Consider the following 22,361-nt stretch of genomic DNA (forward strand, 5'->3'; position numbering starts at 1 on the left):
GCCGGCAGGACAGAAAAAAACGCCGGCGGCAGGGCTGGCATTGTGCCGCGCGTGCGGGCCGCCGTCCCGGCGGCAGGTCACGCCCACGCCGGTGGCAGGGATGCAGGGCGCGGAATCCTGGTTATCAATGTTAATAATTCGCATTAACTTTTCTATAATCACGGCCGCCATGACATCCATCGCCGCCGATTCCCGCGCCGTCCCCGGTGCCGCCCCCCTGCTGGCGGCGCTCGTGCAGCACTATGAGGAACTGGTCGGTGCGCTGCGGCAGCGCTTCGGCGAAGACTGCTTTCCCTGCGAGATCGTGAACGAGGTCTGCGTGCGGCTGCTGGAGCGGCCCGTGCCGCAGCATGTGGAGAACCCGGTGGCGTTCCTGCGCGCGGTGTCGCGCGACCTGGCGATCGACCGGCACCGCGCCCGCGCGCGCCGGCCCGAGACGGTCCTGGAGCCGGAGTTGCTGGAGGCACACGCTTCGTCCGCCGCGCCCACGCGGCTGTCGCCGCCCGAGCTGGCCTGCGCGGCTCAGCAATGCCGGCGCGCCCTGCTGTCGGCCATCGCGGACCTGCCCGAGGCCTGCCGCGATGTGTTCGTGATGGCCAAGCTGTACGGGCTGCCCCAGGACGAGGTCGCGCGGCGCCTGGGCATTTCGCGCAGCATGGTGGCACGGCACCTGGCACGGGCATTGCGCGGCGTGGAGCCGGTCCTGCAGGGCACCTGCGCCGGCAGCACGCTGCCGGACGGGGACCGACGCCACGGCCATGGACATTGATCCGGCCCACCGGGCGCCGCCGCCCGCGCGCCGCCCCGCGCGTTCCCCCCACCTTCCCTTCGACGAGGCGCTGGCCCCCTTCGCCGACGCGCTGCGCCAGCACCTGCCCACGCCCGAGGAGATCGAACGCGCTGCCGCTGCCCGCAAGCGGCGCCGCGCGGCCCGGGCGACGGCAGGCACGGCGGCGGTGGCCCTGCTGGCCGCCGGGCTCTGGTGGGCCGACCCGGCATGGCACCGCGACACCCTGGTCACTGCCCGGGGAGAGCGCCGCAGCGTGCGCCTGCCGGACGGCAGCGAGGTACGGCTGCACAGCCAGTCCCGCGTGGAGGTGGCGATGCACTTGCGCTCGCGCAGGCTCGCTCTCTCCACGGGCGAGGCGTCGTTCGACGTGGCGCATGCGCCATGGCACCGCTGGCTGCCGTGGCTGCAGCGGCCCTTCGCCGTGCAGGCCGGTGCGGTGCGCGTGCTCGACATCGGCACCGTGTTCCAGATCCGCCGCCGCGGGGCGCCGTTCATTCCCGGCGGACCGGGGCGCACGGACATCGCCGTGCTGCAGGGGCTTGTCAGCGTGCATCCGCTGCAGGGGACGGCTCCCGCGGTGCGGCTGGTGGCCGGGGACCTGCTGCGCATACCCGACGGCGCAGCGGCCGCAGGCGCCCCGGCAGTGCTGCCGGCCCCGGAGCGCCCGGGCCCTGCCGCGATGGCAGCGGCCACGGCCTGGCGAGAAGGACGGCTGCTGCTGGAGGCGACGCCGCTGGCCGACGCCGTGGCGGAAATGCAGCGCCAGCATGCCGCACCCATCGTGATCGCGGACGAGCAGGCCGCGGGCCGGCGGATTTCCGGCGGGTTCGACCTGGACCACATCGACCAGCTCATCGATCTGCTGCCGCGGCTCGCGCCCGTGGCGATACACCGGCAGCCCGACGGCAGCGTGGTGATCCGGTCCCGCGCGGGAGCGCACTCCTCTTCCTGACCACCAGGCCGCAGGAAACGGCGCCATAACTGCCTGGCGATTTTTTTCGAGGGAGAGGTGTACAAACCCGCGCGCCCGTTCGGCTTGCAGGCAAGCCGGAGTCCTTTCCGACCATTTCCTCACCGTCTTCCGCCAGGAGTTTCCGTTCCATGCCGACCCCGTTCCGCCCCCTGCGCCCTCTGCACATCCTGCGCCAGCCCCAATCCTTCGCCCTCCGGGGCGCAGCCCTGGCCGCGGCGCTGTGCATCGCTGCCGCAGCCCATGCCCAGCCCGTGGCCATCGACCTGCCCGCGCAGCCGCTGGCGCAATCGCTGTCCGCACTCGCCCGCCAGAGCGGAGCGCAGATCGTGTTCGCCACCGAACTGGCACAGGGGCTGCGCGCACCCGCGCTGCGCGGCACGCTGGAGGTGCGCGAGGCACTGGACCGCCTCGTGGCCGGCTCGGGTCTCGTCGTGCGAGTGCAGGATGGGCGCACCTTCACCATCGAACGCGCCCAGGCAGCACCGGGCCAGGCCGCCGGTGGCGCGCCCGCACTGGGCGAAGTGCGCGTGCAGGCCGCGCGCGGCGAGGACACGGCCTACTACGCCCCCTCGTCCGCCAGCGGCACCAAGACCGAGGCGGCCTTGCGCGATGTGCCCCAGACCATCGACGTGGTGCCCCAGCAGGTGATCCGCGACCAGGGCGCCACCTCGATCCAGGACACGCTGCGCAACGTGGCGGGCGTGGGCCTGTCCACGGGCGACGGACAGCGCGACCAGGTGAGCATCCGCGGGTTCACCAGCATCGGCGACCAGTTCGTGGACGGCTTCCGCGACGATGCGCTGTATTTCCGCGACCTGTCGAACATCGAACGCGTGGAGGTGGTGAAGGGGCCGGCCGCCGTGCTCTATGGGCGCGGATCGTCCGGCGGCCTCGTGAACCGCGTCACGAAGAAACCGGGTACCAATGTGTCCGATGCGGCCGTGAGCGTGGGCAGCTGGGCGGACAAGCGGGCCGAGTTCGACGTGGGCCGCGCACCCGCGGGCAGCGACTGGTCCTGGCGGGTGACCGGCGCGGCCGAGGATGCCAACAGCTACCGCAGCCAGCAGTTCCTGGAGCGCCAGGCGATCGCACCGTCGGTGCTGTGGAAGCCCGACGGCGCCACCTCGCTGATGCTGCAGGCGGATTACCTGCGGGACAAGCGCGTGACCGATTTCGGCATTCCGGCGTACCGGGGCCGCCCGGTGGCCGTGGACCCGGGCACCTACTACGGATCGGCCAACGCACGCGATGCGGACACGTCGGAATCCCGGGTCAGCTCTTTCGCCGCCACCTTCGAGCACCGCTTCTCCGACACTCTGCGCCTGCGCAATGCCCTGCGCTACTACCACTACGAGCTGGACCGCCAGAACACCCTGCCGGGGGGCGCCGTCAACGAGGCCGCCGGCACCGTGGCGCTCACGCGCTCGGGCATCGACCGCTTCGAGCACGGCGTGTTCAACCAGACCGAGCTGATCCAGAAGCTGCGCACCGGCAGCGTTGAGCACGAGGTGCTGTACGGCGTGGAACTGGGCCAGCAGAACAAGGATGCGCTGAGCTTCTCGGATGGCACCGTCGCCACCGTGAACCTTTTCCATCCGGTGCTGCCGGTCGTGCCGCTGGACGGCGGAGGCAAGCTGACCGCCAGCGCGCTCAACCGGTACGACACGCGCGGCATCTACGTGCAGGACCAGGTCACGTTCACACAGCAATGGAAGCTTCTGGCGGGCCTGCGCTACGACCGTTTCGGACAGGCGACCGACAACCGCCTGCCGGGCCAGGCCGATTTCGAGCGCACGGACACGACCTGGAGCCCGCGCCTGGGCCTGGTCTGGCAGCCCGATGCCGTGCAGTCGTACTATGCCTCGGTGAGCCGCTCGTACCAGCCGTCCGCCGAGATGTTCGCGCTGTCGGCATCGAATGCGTCCGTGAAACCCGAGCGCACCACCAACTACGAAGTGGGCACGAAGTGGGAGCTGCTGGGCGGCCGCGCCACCGCCACGGCCTCGCTCTTCCAGCTGGAGCGCACCGACATCAAGACCGCCGACCCGGCGCAACCCACGGTGCTGATCCCCATCGGCACGCAGCGCACGCGCGGGCTGGAGCTGTCGCTCTCTGGGGAACTGCGCCCCGGCACGCAGGCCACCTTCAGCTACGCGTTCCTGGATACGCGCGTCACGCGCTCCACGGCCACGGACGCGGGCCAGCTGGTGGAAGGCAAGCGCGCCACCCTCACCCCGCGCAATGCCTTCTCGGCCTGGATCACCCAGCAGCTCGGCGAGGCCTGGAGCGTGGGCGGCGGCGTGAACTACGTGGGCGACCGTTTCGCCAACCCGGGCAATACGGTGACGCTGCCGTCGTACGTGGTGGTGGACGCCATGGCGCAGTACCGCATCGACCGTGCGACCACGCTGCAGTTGAACCTGCGCAACCTGTTTGACCGCAATTACATCGTGTCGGCGCACGGATCGAACGCGAACCTGAACCTGCCGGGGGCACCGCGCAATGCGACGCTGACGCTGCGGCACAGTTTCTGAAGCGGAGGACGCGGAAGGCCGGGGCCGGGCGAGCCATAAGTCACCAGATGGTCATGAAACCTGGTTACAAATCGCCGGCCTCCGGGCGCTGTCGCGCGCCACGGGGGCACGCCCCTATAACGCTCTACAACATCCGCGTCCCATGCCCACTTCCACGCTCCGCGCACGCCGGCCCGTGCGCCATCCCCTGGCGGCCTCTTCCCTGCTGTTTCTTCTCCTGAGCGCCTGCGGCGGCTCCGGCGGCTCGTCCGACAACTTCGAGAAGGGCCGCTGGACCACCGGCGACCTGCACACACACACGGTGCAATCCGACGACTCGCGCACCACGCAGACCCTGGACTTCCTGCTCGGCAAGGCCTTCACCAGCTACGGCCTGGACTGGATGGCCGTGACCAACCACCTGCGCTCGTCCAAATACGACAACGCGGCCAACCTGCTGCCCGCGCCCAGGGCCTTCGCCTACGGCATGGAAAGCTACGAGATGCCGCGCATCAAGGCGCTGCAGGACACTGGCAACTACAAGGGCAAGCTGATCTATTCGGCCTTCGAGTGGGACATGCCCACGCACGACCACATCGGCGTCGGCATCTTCGAAGGAACCAGCGGCAACTGGAAGACCTCCGCCAGCGCGGCCAAGGAATTCCAGTACCTCTTCACCACCGGCGCCGAGTCGCTGTTCGACCCGGCCGACGTGGCCCGCTGGAAGGCCCGGTACCCACAGCGCTACAACCAGACCGGCGACGACGCCATCAAGGCCATCGCCTGGCTGAAGGACAACTACCCCGACAACAGCTACGCGCTGATCAACCACCCCTCGCGCAACCCCAACAAATACACCATCGCCGACTTCCGCCAGATGAACGATCTGGCGCCCCGGATCGTGTTCGCCATCGAAGGCATGGTGGGCAACCAGCTCGAACCCGACCGCGGCGGCTACACCTCGGCCTACATCGACGCCAACAAGCCCAACCGCACCTACGGCGGCACCGACTACATCGTGGCGCAGCTGGGCGGCGTGTGGGACGCGCTGCTGGGCGAAGGCCGCCGCATCTGGAACATCGCCGACTCCGACTCGCACTTCGAGATCGACTCCAACAACAACAGCAGCGGCTACTACCCCGGCGAATACGCCAAGACCTATGTCTGGCAGCCCGCCAAGACCGAGGGCAGCATCAGCGGCCTGATCGACAGCCTGCGCTCAGGCCGCAGCTTCGGGGTGTTCGGCGACCTGGTCAACGCCCTGGACTTCAACGTGTCCGGCGCGGCCGGCCGGGCCACCATGGGCCAGGAGATCCAGGTTGCCGCCGGGGAACGCGTGACGGTGCGCATCCGCTTCAAGAGCCCTCCGGTCAACAACTACCAGCGCCCGGTGGCGAGCGGCAACCTGGGCAACATGACGCCCAGGGTGGACCATGTGGATCTCATCGTGGGCGACGTGGGCGCGAAAGCACAACCCGGCACCGACGCCTACCGGCAGGCCACCAACCCGAGCACCCGCGTGCTGCGCCGCTTCACCGCCGCGGACTGGACCACCGACGAGGAAGGCTACAACGTGGTGGAGTTCCCGATGACCGTCACGAAGAACCAGTACCTGCGACTGCGCGGAACCAACCTGGGCGAGAACGTGGCCGGCCTCACGTCCGGGGGCGAGCCGCTGGCGGACCAGCCGGTCACCACGACCGATCCTGCCACCCGCCATGACCAGATCAACGACCGCAATTACGGCAGCCTCTGGTTCTATTCGAACCCGGTCTTCGTGTCGCTGCGCTAGCGGCCTTGCGGCGCAATGGCGCCGCTTCCTGCTTTACCAAACCCATTTCCACCGCGCTTGTCCAGCGCACGGTGGAAATGTTCTGCATTGCAGAACACGCGGTGCAACGGCCACCCGCACACTTCCCGATGAAGGCACATTGGCATCCGTCCAGGGCGCGCACCGCCCGGAGGAAGGCCGCACCGGTCTTCCATTCACATGCACATGGGGAGGAAAGACCGGATGTCGCTTGCCTACTGGTTCCGGGAGGGACCTGCGGAGCCCGTCGAGAATGGGTGGATTCAGCATGGGCCGGGGAAGGGGTTGCCCAAGCTGGTGTTCAAGGGATTGGACAATACCCAGAGACTTGTCTCGAAAATTGCCACCATTGATCCTGTGCGCAGGAAGATCATCCTGATTCAGCCGGGAGAGAGGGCGCTGTATGCCTCAGGTCTGCGGGAAAGAGGGATTCCGGGATATCTTTATCTTTTCGCGCATGCGAATGCAACTCGCCTGCAGGGAGTGTTAGACATTGGAGAAATCGTCAAGCTTTTCCATTGCAGCGGAATCTGGCACAGGCAACCGATCCTGATAGATGCATGCAACGCCGGTGCCGCACCTGACGGTGTCGCCAGCGTCTTGGCCAGGGCCTTGCGTACCCACGTCACGGCGCCTACCACCACCACGTGGAATCATCCTTTCGGTGGCCCTGCTATCGGCCAGGGTGCTTTCGAAAAGCTACCAGGAGTGTTGGAGAGACTGGCCATTCCGAACTTCCTACGCCCAGGACAATGGAGAACCTGGGGGCCGGACGGCGAACCCATTGCCACCACACGCACGTCCCCGCGCGATGGCGGAGGACCTGTCAGGGACCCGCTGGCTAACGAACTGCTGAGAAAACAATGATGTTGCGCTGGTGGAAACGGATGGGTTGGGGACTGCGACTGCTTTTGCTTTTTGCGCTTCTGATCGGCATCTACACCGCATGGTGGTGGATCGATAGCGCACACACCTGTGATACCCAGGACGAATACAACCTTCGCGGCATCTGCCTCATGCGCATACAGGAGCGCGCCGAGCAGGGCGACAACGCCGCGCAATGGAGCTACGGCGCCTACCTCGAAACGGAGCGCAGGGAATCGGAAGCACGCCAGTGGCAGTTACGCGCCATGCGCGGGGCACAGGTGGGGCTAGACTTGCGCAGTGAGATGAAGGTGTTCTGTGACCGCATTCCCGGCTTCGAGGCGCGCACCGTGGAGGCCATCATGCTGCGCGTGGTGCAGAACAGCCCAGACGCCCATCTTCGTTTGCTGCAGCTGTATATCCATCCCCCCTGCGGTGCGTTTGATCTCGACAAGGCCAGCGCGCAGATTCCGTTGTTGACGCAATGCGCACACCTCACGCTCGACGACTATCTCGAACGCGCTGAAAGTGCGAACTACCACGTTCCGGCGGACACGCGGACAGCGATCCGCGCCAATATGGCGCTCTGCGAAAAGGAACTGGCAGGGCATCCCTCCCCAGACACGACGGTGCAGGAATTCCTGACAGTTCGCAGGCAGGACGTGGAAGCGCTGCTGCGCCGCCTCGCGGCGCTGGCGCAATGACTTACCGCCCCATCTGCTCCACCCACTGCGCCACCTCCTGCGACGCCTGGGCGGCTGCCTCGGCCATGGCGAGCGTGCCGCCGCGCGCGTCGGCCGTGGGGGCTGGGCGCTGGATGACGAAGACGCGCTGGGCGACGAGCTTCTCGCCGGCCTGGGTGGAGTCGGCGAGCGAGGCACGCAGCCGCAGCACGCCGGCGCTGGCCTTGGGCGACTGGAAGACCTGGCTGAACTCCTCGATTTCCACGCGCAGCACCGTCGGCGGCTTGCCCGTATCGACGAGTTGCGATGCGCCCTCGTCACCCATGAGCACGGGGCGGCGCAGGCCAAGCTGGTCGCGCAGGGCCTGCTGCACGAGCTGCGCGGGCGGCTGGCTCCAGCGTGCCTGGCCGTAGGGACGCAGGTGGCGGGGATCGTCGTAGGCCAGGCGGTACAGCACGGCGGTGCTGCCTTCGACCGGCCCCGCGACGGCCACCTCCGGCAGCGCGATGGGCGGCAGCGGCGCACCGCGCTCGGCAGGCGCTTGCGCCAGCGGGCCGGGACCGAAGTCGTACACGTCGGCCCGGGGCGGTGGCGCGGGCAGGGCGGAGCAGCCCGCCGTGAGCGCTGCGGCCGCGAGGGCGACGGCCCAGAGGCCGCGGGCCCGGGGGATGACTGCGTGGTGTGCCATGTCGTTCCTCGTCATGTCCATGGATGCGGTGAAAGGTCTTGCGGGTGCATGCCTGCAGGTGCCGTAGCGGCCGGCCCGGCGCCTCACGGTGCTGCAGCAGCCGGCGCCTCGAAGCCGGGTTCGCCGGGGCCGCCCGCCGAACGGCCGGGCCCGTAGATCAGCGATTGCGGGTTGTCGCTGAGATTGCTGGCCGCGCGGCCCAGGCGGCGCACAGCCCGCGAGGTTTCGTCGGCGGCGTGGTTCAGGCGCGGGAGCGTCACGCGGCCGAAGCGGTCCGCGGCCTGCGATAGCGATTGCGAGCTGTCGGCGATCTGGTCCAGCGGCCCGCCTTCGGCGCTGAGCTTGCGCACGGCGGCCTTGACCTCGTTGGCGGCGTCACCGGCGTTGGTTCCCGCCTGCCGCAGTGCCTTGAGCGTCTCGCGTGCATCGCTGGCCACGGCCGGCACCGATGCAAGGGCAGGGTCGAGCCGCTGCTCCACCGTGGCGTCGAGCCGCTTCATGAGCGCATTGGCGCTGCCGGCAGCCTGGCCCAGGTTGTCCAGCGCCAGGGAGAAGCGTTTCTGGTTCTCGTCGCCCAGCAGGTCGTTGATGCGATCGGTCGCCTGCTGCACCTGCGCGAGGATGGCCGGGCCCTGCTCCGCGAGCTGGCTGAAGGGGGAGCTCTTGAGGGGGAGCCGCGGCAGGCCGCTCGCCCCGCGGGGAAGCGCCGGCTGCGGACCGTTGCCGTCATCGAGCAGCACGTGGGCCAGCCCGGTGACGCCCTGGTAGCCCAGCACCGCGAAGGTGGCCGGGGTGACGGGTGCCTGGTCGTTGACGGCGATCCGGATGAGCACGTTGCCCGGTACGTCGGGATCGAAGCCGATGCGCATGACCTTGCCCACGGCGACGCCCTTGTAACGCACGGCGGCCTGCGGCTGCAGGCCGCCCACGCTCTCGCGGGTGGACAGCTCGTAGAGCTGGTAGCTCGCCCGGTCGCGGGTGAGCCACAGGCCCAGCCCCGCCAGCAGCGCCGTCACGACGACCACGAAAATGCCCGCGGCCAGGGCATGGGACTTGTTTTCCATCAGGCCTCCTGTTCCGGGGCGGCATGCGGCGCCGACGGCGCGGGCGCCATCGCGCGGCGGCCGCGCTCCCCGAGGAAAAAGTGTTGAATGAACGGATGTTCGAAGCGGGTCACCTCCTGCGGCGTGCCGCTGGTGATGACCCGCTTTTCCGCGAGGACCGCGACGCGCGTGCTGAGCGCGAAGAGCGTGTCCAGGTCGTGCGTGACCATCACCACGGTGAGGCCGAGCGCGGCATGCAGCTCGCGCAGCAGTTCGCAGAATTCGTCGGAGCTGTTCGGGTCGAGCCCCGCGGTGGGCTCGTCGAGCAGCAGCAGCGGCGGATCCATGACGAGGGCGCGCGCCAGCGCCACGCGCTTGATCATGCCGCCGGAGAGGTCGGACGGGCTGCGCGTGGCGTGTTCGGGCTTCAGCCCCACCATGCGCAGCTTGACCATGGCGGCATCGCAGATCAGGTCCCTGGGCAGCGTGCCCTGCTCGCGCAGCGCGAAGGCGACGTTGTCCAGCACGCTGAACGCCGAGAACAGCGCGCCGTGCTGGAACAGCATGCCCACGCGGCTCGCGGCACCCGCCCGGCCCATCTCGGAGGCCGGACGGCCCAGCACGGTGACGCTGCCCTTGGCAGGACGGGTGAGGCCCAGCATCTGCCGCAGCAGCACGGTCTTGCCGGTGCCCGAGCCGCCCACGAGCGCGAGGATCTCGCCGCGGCGTACCGTGAGGTCGAGGTTCTCGTGCACGGCGAAGGCTTCGTCGCCCTTGCCGAACACGGTGGACAGCCCCTGGATCTCGACCACGGGGGGAGCGTCCGTCGGCGGCGGCTCCGGGGCGGCTGCCGGGCCCGTGGCGATGGCGTCTGCTTCTGCTTCGCTCGTCATGCGCTCAGATCCCCAGGTTCTTGAACGCGATCGCGAAGAGCGCATCCACGATGATGACCATGGTGATGGCGTTCACCACCGAAGCCGTGGTGCCCTCGCCCAGGCTCTGGGTATTGGGTTTCACGCGCAGGCCCCAGTGGCAGCCGATGAGGGCGATGCCGACGCCGAACACCACCGACTTGCCCATCGCGAGCACCAGGTTGGAGAAGCCCACCGCATTGGGCAGCGCCTGCACGAAATAGGCAGGCGAGACATTCATGGCGATGTCGGCCGCGAGCATGCCCCCCGCCAGGGCGCACAGCGTGGTCCAGACGGCGATCAGCGGCATGGCGATGGCGAGGGCCACCGCGCGGGGCATCACCAGCCGGAAGCCGTGCGGTATGCCCATGACGCGCATTGCATCCAGTTCCTCGGTGACCCGCATGACGCCGATCTGCGCCGTGATGGCCGAACCGGACCGGCCCGCCACGAGGATGGCCGCCAGCATCGGGCCCAGTTCCCGGATCAGCGAGATGCCCAGGATATTGACGATGAAGGATTCGGCCCCGAACTGCCGCAACTGCAGGCTCATGAGGTAGGCCAGCACCACGCCGATCAGGAAGCCCACGATGGCCGTGATGGGCAGGGCCGTGGCGCCCATGCGGTAGAGGTGGCCGGAGATGTCGCGCCATGGCGCGCGCCGCGGCGCGCGCACCACCCGGACCAGGTCGATCATCAGCTGGCCCACCAGCTCCAGCAGGTGGCGGCCATGGCCGAGGGCGCTGAGCACTTTCACGCCGAGCCGGTCGACCTCCTCGGCGAGGCGCCAGGGCGATTCGGATGGCCGGCGGGTGACGGTGTATTCGGCCACGCGCTCGAGCATGTCGCGCTGCGCATCGTCCACCGACAGGCGCGCGGGCCAGTCGCGGCCCCAGTGGTTCCAGAGCAGTTGCGCGCCCACGTGATCGAGCCATTCGACGCCGCGCAGGTCCCACCCCAGGCCGGCCGAGGGCGGCGTCTTCGCCAGCTGCGCCGCCAGGGCCTTCCAGGCCGGCCGCGTGCCCAGTTCGGCAGCGCCCCAGCGGCCGAGCAGCGCCGCGACCGGCCCTTCGGGGGTGTCCGTGCGTGTGATGCGTGGCTGGCTGTCGCTCATTGGAGGGGAAACGGTGCCGTATCGGGGCGGAAGGTGCAGGGCAGGATGCGGTGGCGTTGGACGGGCGGAGAAAAACGCCGCGTAAAACGGCAACCGGATGTTAGCGGAGCGCGGCAGGCCGCACGCGTCAGCGCAGAGCCCGTCCGTATGGCGGAGCACGGCGGTTGAAATTTCTTCAAAACCGGCATGCGGCCAGCAGAGATGGACCAGCAATGCTATCGAACCAGGAGCAGCAGGTGTTTCCCTATCGACAGCACGGCACCGCTGCGCACAATGGCCGGGCCCCCTTGCCGCGCCGCGGCGTCCCCGCCCTCCTTTCCATGAGCGACACCACTTTCGACACCATCGTCATCGGCGGCGGCACGGCCGGCGCCCTGCTGTGCAACCGGCTGAGCGCCGACCCGCGGCACCGCGTGCTGCTCGTGGAGGCGGGCCGCAAGGACGACTACCACTGGATCCACATTCCCGTGGGTTACCTCTACTGCATCGGCAACCCGCGCACCGACTGGCTCTACCAGACCGAACCGGACGAAGGCCTGAACGGCCGCAGCCTGCGCTACCCGCGCGGCAAGACCCTGGGCGGCTGCAGCAGCATCAACGGCATGATCTACATGCGCGGGCAGGCACGGGACTACGAGCAGTGGGCGGAGATCACCGGCGACGACGCCTGGCGCTGGGAATCCGTGCTGCCGGCCTTCCGCCGCCACGAGGACCACTGGCGCCTGGACCGCCCCGACACGGCGAGCGAGGCGTTCCGACGATTGCACGGCAGCAAGAGCACCGGGGGCGGCGGTGAATGGAGGGTGGAGCGCCAGCGCCTGCGCTGGGACGTGCTGGATGCCTTCGCGCTCGCGGCGCAGCAGGCCGGCATCCCGGCGACCGACGATTTCAACGGCGGCAGCAACGAGGGCGTGGGGTATTTCGAGGTCAACCAGAAGAACGGCTGGCGCTGGAACACCGCCAAGGCCTTCCTGCGGCCCACCTGCTACGGCCGGCCCAATTTCGAGATGTGGACCGGCGCGCAGGCCGCCCGGCTGCTGCTGCAGACCCTGCCGGACGGCACCAGCCGCTGCACGGGCGTGGAGGTGTGGAACGGCAGCGAGATGGTGACGGCGCATGCCGCCCGCGACGTGGTCCTGAGTGCGGGCGCCGTCAATTCGCCGCAACTGCTGCAGCTCTCGGGCATCGGCCCGGGAGAATTGCTGCAGTCGCACGGCATCCCCGTGGCGCACGACCTGCCGGGGGTGGGCGGCAACCTGCAGGACCACCTGCAGATCCGGGCGGTGTTCAAGGTGAACGGGGTGCCCACGCTCAACACGCTGGCGGGCAACCTCTGGGGCCGCGCGCGCATCGGGCTCGAGTACGCCCTGAAACGCACCGGCCCGATGAGCATGGCGCCTTCGCAACTGGGGGCCTTCACCCGCAGCGCACCGGAGCAGCCGCACCCCAATATCCAGTACCACGTGCAGCCCCTGTCGCTCGATGCGTTCGGCGAGCCGCTGCACACGTTCCCGGCGTTCACCGCCAGCGTGTGCAACCTCAATCCCACGAGCCGCGGCACGGTGCGCATCCGCAGCCCCCGCTTCCAGGACGCGCCCGCGATCGCGCCGCGCTACCTGAGCACGCCGGAGGACCGCCAAGTGGCCGCCGATTCGCTGCGCGTCACGCGCCGCATCGTGGCGCAGCCGGCACTGGCGCCCTACCGGCCCGAGGAGTGGAAGCCGGGCCCGCAGTACCAGACCGACGACGAACTCGCGCGCCTGGCGGGAGACATCGCCACCACCATCTTCCATCCCGTGGGCACCACGCGAATGGGCGCCGACGGAGACCCCGCCGCCGTGCTCGACGCGCGGCTGCGCGTGCGGGACGGCCGGGGTGGCACGATCGCGGGCCTGCGGGTGGTGGACGCGGGCGCCATGCCCACCATCACGAGCGGCAACACCAATTCGCCCACCCTGATGATCGCGGAGAAGGCGGCCGAATGGCTGTGCGCCGAAGCCCGGGCCGGCGGCTGACGCGCAGCCGGCCACGGGCCGATGCACCACCGCGACCTCCGGCAGGCCGCCCCACGCACCGCCATCGCGCATGCACGGTCTGCGGGAAACCCCCAATGCACCAGCGGGGTGCGGGAGTTACATTGCAGTTACCCGATGGCGCGCACGTCGCGTCACGAGGGGGCCGAGGAGACAAACTCGAACTCGAAAACATATTCCAAGCATCCCCTACAAGATGCCCTGTTTCCCCAAGCGCCGGTGATCCCGGCGCTTTTTTTTGCCCGCAAGCTATTGAAACGATAGCAGGTGAGACAATCCGGGGATGGAATGGATCATTGTTTCGCTGGCCTCGCTGCTGGCCGGTTTCGTGGATGCCATCGTGGGCGGCGGCGGGCTCATCCTGGTGCCCGCCCTGTTCGCCACCTTCCCCAACGCGCCGCCGGCCACCCTGCTGGGCACCAACAAGAGCGGCTCGATCTGGGGCACCGCCATCGCCACCTGGCAGTACAGCCGGCGCGTGCAGATACGCTGGCAGGCGCTGCTGCCGGCCGCGGCGGCGGGCTTCGCGGGAGGGTTCGCCGGGGCGTGGACGGTCACCGTGGTGCCGGTGGACTTCCTGCGCCGGATCCTGCCCTTCATCCTGCTCGCCGTGCTGCTCTACACCCTGGCGCGCAAGGATCTCGGCAAGCACCATGCGCCGCGCTTCGAGGGCGCGGCCGAAACCCGCGTGGCCTGCCTGATCGGTCTCACGATCGGGTTCTACGACGGCTTCTTCGGTCCGGGAACGGGCAGTTTCTTCGTGTTCCTGTTCGTGCGGCTGCTGGGCTACGATTTCCTGAACGCATCGGCCTCGGCCAAGCTGCTCAACCTCGCGACCAACGTCGCCGCGCTGATCCTGTTCACGGCCAAGGGCCAGGTGTGGTGGCATTTCGCCCTGCCGCTGGCGGTGGCCAATGTGGTGGGCAGCGTGCTGGGCACGCACATGGCGATGAAGCACGGCACGGGGTTCGTGCGCGGCATCTTCATCCTCGTCGTGGGAGCGCTGATCCTCAAGACGGGCTACGACGGCTTCATGCGGTGACATCGCCTGCCGGGCGGGACAGGCGTTCCGCCGCGCGCACGATCTCGTCGATGAATACCTTTACGGCCGGGTGGTCGCGCTCGCCGCGCCGGAAGGCCACGGAGATCTCCCGGGCGACGGCCGGGCGCAGGGGCACGGCGCGGGTGCCCGGCAAGGAGCGCAGCAGGCGCAGCCCCGGCACCACGGTCACGGCGCAGCCGGCGCCCACCATGGCGGACACGACCTCGAACCCGAGGGCGCGCACGTCCATGCGCGGCTCGAAACCTTCCGCGAGGCAGAGGTTGCGCACGAACTCGCCGAAGCTGCTGGAGGCGGCGTCCATGGCCCAGGGCTCGTCCCGCAGGTCCGCCACGCCCAGCCACGGGCGGGCCGCCAGGGGATGGGAGCCGGGCAGCAGCACGTGCAGCGAATCCCGGGCCAGCGCCACGAAGCCGTATCCGTCCTGACGCCGGTCCCGGCGCAGCGCGAGGTGGTCGATGAGCGCGATGTCGGCGCGCCAGGAACCCAGCGCCGCCAGGCCGTCCGCCGGCTCCATTTCCTCCACGGCCAGGCGCAGGCGCGGATAGGCGGCCCGCAGCGCCTGGATCGTCTCCGGCAGCAGCGCGGAGGCGATCGACGGGAACGCCGCCACGCGCAACTCGCCCGCCAGTTCGCGGCGCAGCAGCGCCAGCTCGGACTTCGCCTCGTCCAGCACCGCCATCAGGCGCTCCGCATGGCGCACCAATGCTTCGCCGCCGGGCGTGAGGCGCACGCCGCGCCCCTGGCGCTCGGTAAGCGCGATGCCCGCTTCCGCCTCCAGCTGCGCGATCTGCTGCGAAACGGCCGAGGGCGTGAGGGCCAGTGCCTCGGCAGCCGCGGCCATCGTGCCGCAGCGGGCCAGCTCGCGCAGGGCGCGCAGGCGGTTCATGTCCATGGTTTTCCGGCTTTCACGAATCGATAGGATCGCTAATGTATTCCTTCACGAAAGATCAGTGGACCTGGTGAAACTTGTTGCCTACGCTGTACGCCCATCCGCAGCATTGCACCCAGCTCCCATGGCCATCAGCGTCTTCGACCTCTTCAAGATCGGCATCGGTCCGTCCAGCTCCCACACGGTGGGGCCAATGCGTGCCGCCCGCATGTTCACCCACGCCCTGGAGCACCAGGGCCTGCTGGCGGCCACGGCGCGTGTGGAGGCGGAGCTGTACGGCTCGCTGGGCGCCACGGGCAAGGGCCACGGCAGCGATACCGCCGTGCTGCTGGGCCTCGCGGGGCACGAGCCCGACACGGTCGATGTGGATCGCATCGGCGGCTACGTCGCGGAGATCCGCGCCGGCGGGCGCCTGCCGCTCGCAGGCCACCACCCGATCGCCTTCGACGAACGGCGCGACCTGCGCTTCTACGCGCTCAGGACCCTGCCCTTCCATGCCAACGGGCTGCGCTTCGCGGCGCACGCGCCTTCCGGGGAACTGCTGCACGAGGCCACGTACTACTCCGTGGGCGGCGGCTTCGTGGTGAGCGAGGCCGTGGCGGCGGACGGATCGCGGCACAAGGTGGTGGCGCCCGACCCGTCGGTGCTGCCGCTGCCCTTCGGCGACGCGGCGGACCTGCTGCGCCTCACGGCCACGCACGGCCTGGACATCGCGGGGATCATGCGCGTCAACGAGCGGCACTGGCGCACGGACGCGGAGATCGATGCCGGCCTGCTGGCCATCTGGCGCACCATGCAGGGCTGCGTCGAGCGCGGCTGCCGCACCGAGGGCCTGCTGCCCGGCGGGTTCAAGGTGAAGCGGCGCGCCGCCGGCCTGGCGCAGCGGCTGGGAACGTTCGATCCCCGTCCGGAAGACCCGCTGCGGGTGCTCGACTGGGTGAACCTCTGGGCGCTGGCCGTCAACGAGGAGAACGCCGCGGGCGGCCGCGTGGTCACCGCCCCGACCAACGGCGCCGCGGGCATCGTGCCGGCGGTGCTGCACTACTACGTGCACACGGCGCCCGGGGCCAGCGACCGCGGGGTGGTGGACTTCCTGCTCACGGCCGGGGCGATCGGCATCCTCTACAAGCAGAACGCGTCCATCAGCGGGGCGGAGGTCGGCTGCCAGGGAGAGGTGGGAGTGGCCTGCTCGATGGCGGCGGGCGCGCTGTGCGCGGCGCTGGGCGGCACGCCGGCGCAGGCGGAGAACGCGGCGGAGATCGGCATGGAGCACCACCTGGGCCTTACCTGCGACCCCGTCGGCGGGCTGGTGCAGATCCCGTGCATCGAGCGCAACGCCATCGCGTCCGTCAAGGCGATCAACGCGGCGCGCATGGCGCTGCACGGCGACGGCACGCACTTCGTGAGCCTGGACCAGGTCATCAAGACCATGCGCGAAACCGGGGCCGACATGCTCACCAAGTACAAGGAGACGGCCCGGGGCGGCCTGGCGGTGAACATCGTGGAGTGCTGAGCGCCAGGGCGGGTCCGCTTCTTGCTGGGCCGTGTAGCCGCTCCGTGCGGCACCGGACCATCCGCATTTTCGAGGGGGCATGGCGCCATGCCCCGTCTTTATAATGTGTCCACTCCGTGACGCCCGACACCGGGCGGCGGGTCCACCATGTCCGGCTTCGCCACACGCCAAGCCGGATTTTTTGTACCCTGTCCCACCCCACCAGGAACCGCAGATGAAGATTCTCAAGACGATGGCCACCGCCGCCGTGGCACTGTGCGCAGCCTTCTCGGCACAGGCCCGCCCGATCGACGCCATCCAGAAGGACGGCAAGATCATCATCGCCACGGAGGGGCAGTTCGCGCCCTTCAACTATTTCAAGGGTACGGAACTCACGGGATTCGAGGTCGAGGTCGCCAACCTGGTGGCCAGGAAGATGAATCTGAAGGTGGAATGGAAGACGCTGGGCTTCGACGCCCTGCTGACCGGCCTCGCGCAGGACCGCTGGGACGTCGCCATCGCATCGCACGGCGTGACGGAAGAGCGCTCCAAGGCCGTCACCTTCGCCACCCCCCACTACTGCTCGGGCGGCATGGTGATTTCCATGGACCCGGCCATCCGCGCGGGCAAGGACCTCGCCGGCAAGGTGGTGGCCGTGCAGACCGGCACGAGCTACCTGGAGAACGTGAAGAAGGTGCCCGGCGTGAAGGACGTGAAGAACTTCCCGACCGACGTGGACGCCCGCAGCGCCCTCACCTCCAAGCGCGTGGACGCCTGGGTGACCGACAAGTTCGTCGCCAAGGAAGTCGCCGCCAAGAATCCCAAGGCCGGCCTGAAGCTCGGCGACATGCTCTTCATCGAGAAGATCGCCCCGGCCGTGGCCAAGGGCAACACCGGTCTGGCCGATGCCTGGAACAAGGCCTTCGCCGAGATCCTGGCCGACGGCAGCTATGCCGCCGTGTCGAAGAAGTACTTCAACGAAGACGTCCGCTGCACCCCTTGATCCCCTGACCGCCGGCCGGCGCCCTGAAACGGGTGCGCGGCCGGCCTTCCGGACGCTTTCTCCATGCTCACCGCTCTTTGGCCCCGGCACTGGAGCCGCCAGCAGCGCAGCAATGCGACGCTGGTCTCGGCCCTGGTGCTGATGGTGCTGGCCCTGGCCCTGCTCGGCCAGGTCCTCTCCTTCCTCCCCGACCCCATCGGCCCCAACGCGCAGGCCTTCGCCGACGGCGCGCGCACCACGCTCTGGCTCACGCTCGTGAGCGGGTTCTGCGGCCTGGTTCTCGGCACCGGCGCGGCCCTGGCCCGCACCGCGCGCTGGACGCCCCTGCGCTGGGTGGCCCGCTTCTACATCTGGGTGATCCGCGGCACGCCGCTGCTGGTGCAGATCCTGTTCGTGTATTTCGCGCTGCCGGTGCTGGTGCCGGGGCTCAACCTGCCCGACTTCGCCGCCGCCGTGGTGGCGCTGGGCCTGAACGTGGGCGCCTACAACTCCGAAGCCATCCGGGCCGGCCTGCTGGCCGTGCCGCGCGGGCAGACCGAGGCGGCACGCGCGCTGGGGCTGTCGCGCACGCATGTCTTCTTCGACGTGGTGTTCCCCCAGGCCTTCAAGATCTCGCTGCCGCCGCTGGTGAGCAACTTCGTGGCGCTGCTCAAGGACTCCTCGCTCGCCTACGCGATCGGCGTGGTGGAGCTGACCAACGTGGGCAACCGCATCCAGTCGGCCACCTTCCAGCCGATCGCGACACTCTCCACGGTGGCCATCACCTACCTGCTGCTGACCACGCTGGTGACCCAGGTCTCGAATGCCATCGAGCACCGCTTCGACGTGGAGGGCCGCGCCCAATGAACCGGCCGCATACCACCACCACCGCCACGCCCTACATCGTGGCGGAGAACGTCTGCAAGGCGTTCGGCACGCACCAGGTGCTCAAGGATGTCTCCACCGTGTTCAACACGGGCGAGGTCACCGTGATCATCGGCGCCTCCGGCTCGGGCAAGTCCACGCTGCTGCGCGCCATCAACCGGCTGGAACCGCACGACAGCGGACGCATCACCATCGGCGGCGTGGAAGTCACCGACGACCAGCGCGTCCTGCAGCAGCAGCGCAGCGAGGTCGGCATGGTGTTCCAGCAGTTCAACCTGTTCGGCCACATGAGCGTGCTCGACAACGTGACGCTCGCGCCGCGCCGCATCCACCGCACGCCGCGCGCCGAGGCGAACGAGCAGGCCCTGCAGCTGCTGCGGCGCGTGGGCCTGCGCGAGCATGCCCACAAGTACCCCTGGCAGCTCTCGGGCGGCCAGCAGCAGCGCGTGGCCATCGCCCGCGCGCTGGCCATGCGGCCCAAGGTGATGCTGTTCGACGAGCCCACCTCCGCCCTGGACCCGGAAATGGTCCAGGAAGTGCTGGACGTGATGCGCGAGCTCGCGCGCGGCGGCATGACCATGATCGTGGTCACCCACGAAATGGGCTTCGCCCGTGAAGTGGCGGACCGCGTGATGTTCTTCGACCAGGGCCGCATCGCGCACGATGCACCGCCTGCCGAGTTCTTCTCCAACCCGGCCAACGACCGCATACGCGCCTTCCTGGGGCGCATGGGCAACTGACCGCCTTGCGCGCCGAACGCCAGGGCCTGCTGGCCCTCCTTCTCGTGACCATGGTCTGGGGAACGACCTTCCCCGCGATGAAGATGCTGTCCGCGCACCTGGACGCACTGCAGATCATCTGGATGCGCTTTGCCATCGCGCTGGCCGTGCTCAGCCCGATGTGGCGCGGCATGCGCCGCGCCGAGTTCGGCTGGGGGCTGCTGCTGGGCGCCCTCCTGTTCCTGGCGTTCTGGCTGCAGATCGAGGGGCTGGCACGCACCAGCAGCAACCGCAACGCCTTCGTCACCGGCCTGAACGTGCTGGTCGTGCCGCTGCTGGCGATGGCCGTGCTCGGCCGGCGCTACGGATGGACGCTGTGGGCCGCCTGCGGCATGGCGCTGGCGGGCATGGGCCTGATGTTCCACGAGAACGAGCCCTGGAACCTGGGCGATACCCTGACCCTGGCCAGCACGGCGTTCTACGCCATCTACATCCTCGCGCTGGAGGAGTGCGCGCGCCGCACGGCCGCGGCGCCGCTGCGAGCCACGCGCATGGCGGCCATGCAGGCGCTGGTGATGTTCGGCGCCGCCACCGTGCTGGTGGGCGTGCGCCATGGCGGCTATGCCACGACGGTCGCGCAGGTCGCGCAGCTGCCGGGCGATGCGTGGGCCGCGGTGGCCTACCTGGGGGTGGTGGCCAGCGTGCTGGTGGTCACGCTGCAGGCGTGGGGCCAGCAGCGCGTGGACGCCATGCGCAGCGCCATCGTCTTCGGCCTGGAACCCGTGTTCGCGGCGCTCACGGCCTGGGTGCTGATCGGCGAACGCCTGGGCTGGACCGGCGTGTGCGGGGCGGCGCTCATCGTCGCCGCGCTGATCGCCAGCCAGCTGCAGCCGCCGCGCGCGCCGCAGGCCGCCGGCTGACAGGCCGCGATCGGCTTTCCGTCAGGGAGCGGGAGCGGTGACCTGCACGTCGGCCGCGCGGCGCGGCGTGCCCATGGGCGCGCCGGCCTGGCCCTTGGCGACCGCGGCCAGGTCCTGTTCGTTGGGATAGTCGCCCTGGAGCCAGTAGTCGAACACGCGGCGCACGATGGGCGCAGCGGCTGCGGCGCCGAAGCCCGCGTTCTCGACGATCACCGCCACGGCGATGCGCGGGCTCTCGGCCGGCGCGAAGGCGGCGAACAGGGAATGGTCGCGCTGGTGCTCTTCCAGCAGTTTGGCGTTGTATTTCACGTTCTGCCCGAGGCTCACGGCCTGCGCGGTGCCGGTCTTGCCGGCCGCAGTGTAGGGAGCACCGGCGAACACGCGCGTGCCCGTGCCGGCCTTGATCACCGCCGTGAGGCCGTTGCGCACGATCTCGAGGTTCTTCGGCGAGTAGCCCAGGTTCTCACCCGGCGGCTGCTGCACTTCCGTGACCGCGCCGGTGACGGTGTCGCGCACGGCCTTCACGAGGTGCGGGCGGTAGCGGACGCCGCCGTTGGCGAGCGTCGCCTCGGCCGAGGCCAACTGCAGCATGGTGAAGCTGTTGTAGCCCTGCCCGATGCCGAGCGACACGGTCTCTCCCGAATACCAGCGCTTCATCTCCGGGCGCTTGTAGGTGTTGCGCTTCCACTCGGTGCTGGGCAGCACGCCGCGCACCTCGCCGTTGAGGTCGATGCCGGTGATCTGGCCGAAGCCCAGCGGCTTCATGAAATCGTGGATGGTGTCCACGCCCATGTCCACGGCCAGCGAGTAGAAGTAGGTATTGCTGGAGAACTGGATGGCGCGCACCATGTCCACGCCGCCCAGGCCGCCTTCGTGGCTGCGGAAGGTATGGCCGCCGTAGGTGTAGAAACCCGGGTCGTTGTACACCTGCGTCGGCGAGCGCTTGTTCAGCTGCAGCGCGCCGAGCGCCATGAAGGGCTTGTAGGTGGAGCCGGGCGGATAGGTGCCGCGCAGCGCGCGGTTGAGCAACGGCTTGTCGATGGATTCGTTGAGCGCCTGCCAGTTCTCCGAATCGATGCCTTCCACGAACAGGTTCGGATCGAACGTGGGCTTCGATACCAGCGCGAGCACTTCGCCGTTGCGCGGGTCGATCGCCACCAGCGCGCCGCGGCGGTCGCCGAACATGTCTTCCACCAGCTTCTGCAGCTTGATGTCGAGCGACAGCATCACGGTGTTGCCCGGCGTGGCCGGATGGCTCGCGAGGCGCCGCACCGCATGGCCGCCGGCCGAGGTCTCCATGCGCTCCACCCCGGTCTGGCCGTGCAGCGTGGTCTCCTGGCTCTGCTCGATGCCGAGCTTGCCGATGTGGTCGGTGCCGCGGTAGTTGGCCGCGTCCTCGGAATCCTCGATGCGCTCCTTCTCGCGCTGGTTGATGCGGCCGATGTAGCCGATGGCGTGGCTGCCGACGTCGCCCAGCGGATAGTTGCGGAATAGCCGGGCCTTGATGTCCACGCCCGGGAAGCGGTAGCGCTGCGCGGTGAAGCGCGCGACCTCCTGGTCCGACAGGCGCGTGCGGATCGGCAGCGACTCGAAGCTGCGCGACTCCTCCATGAGCCGCTTGAACCGGCGCCGGTCGCGCGGGTGGATCTCCACGACCTTGGCGAGTTCGTCGATCGTGTCCTCCAGGCCATCGACCTTCGAGGGCGTGATCTCCAGGGTGTAGGCCGAGTAGTTGGTGGCCAGCACCACGCCGTTGCGGTCCTGGATGAGCCCCCGGTTGGGCACGATGGGAACGACCGCGGTGCGGTTGCTCTCGGCCTGGTCGGCGAGGTCTTCGTGGCGCACCACCTGCAGCACGAGCAGGCGCGCCACGATCAGGCACATGGCGAGCAGCACCACGAGGCCCACGACGAAGACGCGCAGGCGGAACCGCGAGAGATCGGCCTCGGTATTGCGCAGCTCGGTCATGTCGGCAGGGCGGAGAAAAAC

General features: G+C 69.2%; 19 protein-coding genes. 13 read left to right on the top strand and 6 right to left on the bottom strand.

The features are described 5' to 3' along the window. The first annotated feature begins 169 nt into the window (after positions 1-169). The 6 genes from T336_RS0109795 (at position 170) to T336_RS0109815 (ending at position 7,654) form a co-directional block, all read left to right on the top strand. Positions 170-769 carry an RNA polymerase sigma factor gene (locus T336_RS0109795; protein WP_026432398.1) on the top strand — a complete coding sequence of 200 codons (600 nt, stop codon included), beginning with the start codon at positions 170-172 and terminating at the stop codon, positions 767-769. Beyond that, positions 759-1,742 (top strand): FecR family protein, encoded by a 984-nt coding sequence (locus T336_RS0109800; protein ID WP_026432399.1) that lies wholly within the window; start codon positions 759-761, stop codon positions 1,740-1,742. The genes T336_RS0109795 and T336_RS0109800 overlap by 11 nt, the downstream gene beginning before the upstream one ends. A gap of 149 nt (positions 1,743-1,891) precedes the next feature. Further along, a complete protein-coding gene (locus tag T336_RS0109805; protein WP_026432400.1) occupies positions 1,892-4,297 on the top strand; it encodes a TonB-dependent siderophore receptor in 2,406 nt (801 codons plus the stop codon). 142 nt (positions 4,298-4,439) lie between these two features. Beyond that, positions 4,440-6,068 carry a CehA/McbA family metallohydrolase domain-containing protein gene (locus T336_RS0109810; RefSeq protein WP_026432401.1) on the top strand — a complete coding sequence of 543 codons (1,629 nt, stop codon included), beginning with the start codon at positions 4,440-4,442 and terminating at the stop codon, positions 6,066-6,068. A 222-nt stretch (positions 6,069-6,290) separates the two neighbouring features. Next, positions 6,291-6,953, top strand: a complete 663-nt coding sequence (locus T336_RS26030; protein WP_084151402.1) for a DUF8616 domain-containing protein — start codon at positions 6,291-6,293, stop codon at positions 6,951-6,953. Next, positions 6,950-7,654 (top strand): hypothetical protein, encoded by a 705-nt coding sequence (locus T336_RS0109815; RefSeq protein ID WP_026432402.1) that lies wholly within the window; start codon positions 6,950-6,952, stop codon positions 7,652-7,654. The genes T336_RS26030 and T336_RS0109815 overlap by 4 nt, the downstream gene beginning before the upstream one ends. Before the next feature lies 1 nt (position 7,655). On the opposite strand, the gene T336_RS0109820 is transcribed toward T336_RS0109815, so the two are convergent. The 4 genes from T336_RS0109820 to T336_RS0109835 form a co-directional block, all read right to left on the bottom strand. Next, on the bottom strand, positions 7,656-8,321 hold the full coding sequence (locus tag T336_RS0109820) for an ABC-type transport auxiliary lipoprotein family protein (RefSeq protein ID WP_026432403.1): 666 nt from the start codon (positions 8,319-8,321) through the stop codon (positions 7,656-7,658). 83 nt (positions 8,322-8,404) lie between these two features. Next, positions 8,405-9,385: an MlaD family protein gene (locus T336_RS0109825; RefSeq protein WP_026432404.1), complete on the bottom strand. Its 981-nt coding sequence runs from the start codon at positions 9,383-9,385 to the stop codon at positions 8,405-8,407. After that, positions 9,385-10,257 (bottom strand): ABC transporter ATP-binding protein, encoded by an 873-nt coding sequence (locus T336_RS0109830; protein WP_019702655.1) that lies wholly within the window; start codon positions 10,255-10,257, stop codon positions 9,385-9,387. The genes T336_RS0109825 and T336_RS0109830 overlap by 1 nt, the downstream gene beginning before the upstream one ends. 4 nt (positions 10,258-10,261) lie before the next feature. Continuing rightward, on the bottom strand, positions 10,262-11,389 hold the full coding sequence (locus T336_RS0109835) for an MlaE family ABC transporter permease (protein ID WP_019702654.1): 1,128 nt from the start codon (positions 11,387-11,389) through the stop codon (positions 10,262-10,264). 320 nt (positions 11,390-11,709) lie between these two features. Between T336_RS0109835 and T336_RS0109840 the strand changes: the two genes are divergently transcribed. Both T336_RS0109840 and T336_RS0109845 read left to right on the top strand, forming a co-directional pair. Then, positions 11,710-13,404, top strand: coding sequence for a GMC family oxidoreductase (locus T336_RS0109840; protein ID WP_019702653.1), 1,695 nt, complete (start codon positions 11,710-11,712; stop codon positions 13,402-13,404). A gap of 301 nt (positions 13,405-13,705) precedes the next feature. After that, positions 13,706-14,464, top strand: coding sequence for a sulfite exporter TauE/SafE family protein (locus tag T336_RS0109845; RefSeq protein ID WP_026432405.1), 759 nt, complete (start codon positions 13,706-13,708; stop codon positions 14,462-14,464). On the opposite strand, the gene T336_RS0109850 is transcribed toward T336_RS0109845, so the two are convergent. Then, entirely contained in the window at positions 14,454-15,377 is a 924-nt protein-coding gene (locus T336_RS0109850) for a LysR family transcriptional regulator (RefSeq protein ID WP_026432406.1), read from the bottom strand. The two genes, T336_RS0109845 and T336_RS0109850, sit on opposite strands and share 11 nt — an antisense overlap. A gap of 121 nt (positions 15,378-15,498) precedes the next feature. On the opposite strand from T336_RS0109850, the gene T336_RS0109855 reads away from it, so the two are divergent. From T336_RS0109855 to T336_RS0109875, 5 genes are all read left to right on the top strand, one after another. Then, a complete protein-coding gene (locus T336_RS0109855) occupies positions 15,499-16,887 on the top strand; it encodes an L-serine ammonia-lyase (RefSeq protein ID WP_026432407.1) in 1,389 nt (462 codons plus the stop codon). Positions 16,888-17,101: 214 nt separating this feature from the next. After that, positions 17,102-17,869, top strand: coding sequence for an ABC transporter substrate-binding protein (locus T336_RS0109860; RefSeq protein WP_019699887.1), 768 nt, complete (start codon positions 17,102-17,104; stop codon positions 17,867-17,869). Positions 17,870-17,932: 63 nt separating this feature from the next. Then, a complete protein-coding gene (locus T336_RS0109865; RefSeq protein ID WP_019699886.1) occupies positions 17,933-18,715 on the top strand; it encodes an amino acid ABC transporter permease in 783 nt (260 codons plus the stop codon). Continuing rightward, positions 18,712-19,473 carry an amino acid ABC transporter ATP-binding protein gene (locus T336_RS0109870; protein WP_019699885.1) on the top strand — a complete coding sequence of 254 codons (762 nt, stop codon included), beginning with the start codon at positions 18,712-18,714 and terminating at the stop codon, positions 19,471-19,473. Before T336_RS0109865 ends, T336_RS0109870 begins: the two co-directional genes overlap by 4 nt. 5 nt (positions 19,474-19,478) lie before the next feature. Then, entirely contained in the window at positions 19,479-20,372 is an 894-nt protein-coding gene (locus T336_RS0109875; protein ID WP_019699884.1) for a DMT family transporter, read from the top strand. Between the two features lie 21 nt (positions 20,373-20,393). Here T336_RS0109875 and mrdA read toward each other — a convergent pair whose 3' ends face one another. Beyond that, a complete protein-coding gene (gene mrdA / locus T336_RS0109880; RefSeq protein ID WP_026432408.1) occupies positions 20,394-22,340 on the bottom strand; it encodes a penicillin-binding protein 2 in 1,947 nt (648 codons plus the stop codon). Positions 22,341-22,361: the final 21 nt, after the last annotated feature.

It is taken from the genome of Paracidovorax oryzae ATCC 19882 (genome assembly GCF_000687165.1).
Lineage (GTDB): Bacteria > Pseudomonadota > Gammaproteobacteria > Burkholderiales > Burkholderiaceae_C > Paracidovorax > Paracidovorax oryzae.

What these genes read in the sequence shown, in the direction of transcription:
- T336_RS0109870 (WP_019699885.1), top strand. Translation starts at nt 18,712, where the DNA reads ATGAACCGGCCGCATACCACCACCACCGCCACGCCCTACATCGTGGCG.
- T336_RS0109855 (WP_026432407.1), top strand. Translation starts at nt 15,499, where the DNA reads ATGGCCATCAGCGTCTTCGACCTCTTCAAGATCGGCATCGGTCCGTCC.
- T336_RS0109860 (WP_019699887.1), top strand. Translation starts at nt 17,102, where the DNA reads ATGAAGATTCTCAAGACGATGGCCACCGCCGCCGTGGCACTGTGCGCA.
- T336_RS0109805 (WP_026432400.1), top strand. Translation starts at nt 1,892, where the DNA reads ATGCCGACCCCGTTCCGCCCCCTGCGCCCTCTGCACATCCTGCGCCAG.
- T336_RS0109840 (WP_019702653.1), top strand. Translation starts at nt 11,710, where the DNA reads ATGAGCGACACCACTTTCGACACCATCGTCATCGGCGGCGGCACGGCC.
- T336_RS0109850 (WP_026432406.1), bottom strand. Translation starts at nt 15,377, where the DNA reads ATGGACATGAACCGCCTGCGCGCCCTGCGCGAGCTGGCCCGCTGCGGC.
- T336_RS0109865 (WP_019699886.1), top strand. Translation starts at nt 17,933, where the DNA reads ATGCTCACCGCTCTTTGGCCCCGGCACTGGAGCCGCCAGCAGCGCAGC.
- T336_RS0109815 (WP_026432402.1), top strand. Translation starts at nt 6,950, where the DNA reads ATGATGTTGCGCTGGTGGAAACGGATGGGTTGGGGACTGCGACTGCTT.
- T336_RS0109810 (WP_026432401.1), top strand. Translation starts at nt 4,440, where the DNA reads ATGCCCACTTCCACGCTCCGCGCACGCCGGCCCGTGCGCCATCCCCTG.
- T336_RS26030 (WP_084151402.1), top strand. Translation starts at nt 6,291, where the DNA reads ATGTCGCTTGCCTACTGGTTCCGGGAGGGACCTGCGGAGCCCGTCGAG.
- T336_RS0109800 (WP_026432399.1), top strand. Translation starts at nt 759, where the DNA reads ATGGACATTGATCCGGCCCACCGGGCGCCGCCGCCCGCGCGCCGCCCC.
- T336_RS0109845 (WP_026432405.1), top strand. Translation starts at nt 13,706, where the DNA reads ATGGAATGGATCATTGTTTCGCTGGCCTCGCTGCTGGCCGGTTTCGTG.
- T336_RS0109825 (WP_026432404.1), bottom strand. Translation starts at nt 9,385, where the DNA reads ATGGAAAACAAGTCCCATGCCCTGGCCGCGGGCATTTTCGTGGTCGTC.
- T336_RS0109835 (WP_019702654.1), bottom strand. Translation starts at nt 11,389, where the DNA reads ATGAGCGACAGCCAGCCACGCATCACACGCACGGACACCCCCGAAGGG.
- T336_RS0109795 (WP_026432398.1), top strand. Translation starts at nt 170, where the DNA reads ATGACATCCATCGCCGCCGATTCCCGCGCCGTCCCCGGTGCCGCCCCC.
- T336_RS0109820 (WP_026432403.1), bottom strand. Translation starts at nt 8,321, where the DNA reads ATGGCACACCACGCAGTCATCCCCCGGGCCCGCGGCCTCTGGGCCGTC.
- T336_RS0109830 (WP_019702655.1), bottom strand. Translation starts at nt 10,257, where the DNA reads ATGACGAGCGAAGCAGAAGCAGACGCCATCGCCACGGGCCCGGCAGCC.
- mrdA (WP_026432408.1), bottom strand. Translation starts at nt 22,340, where the DNA reads ATGACCGAGCTGCGCAATACCGAGGCCGATCTCTCGCGGTTCCGCCTG.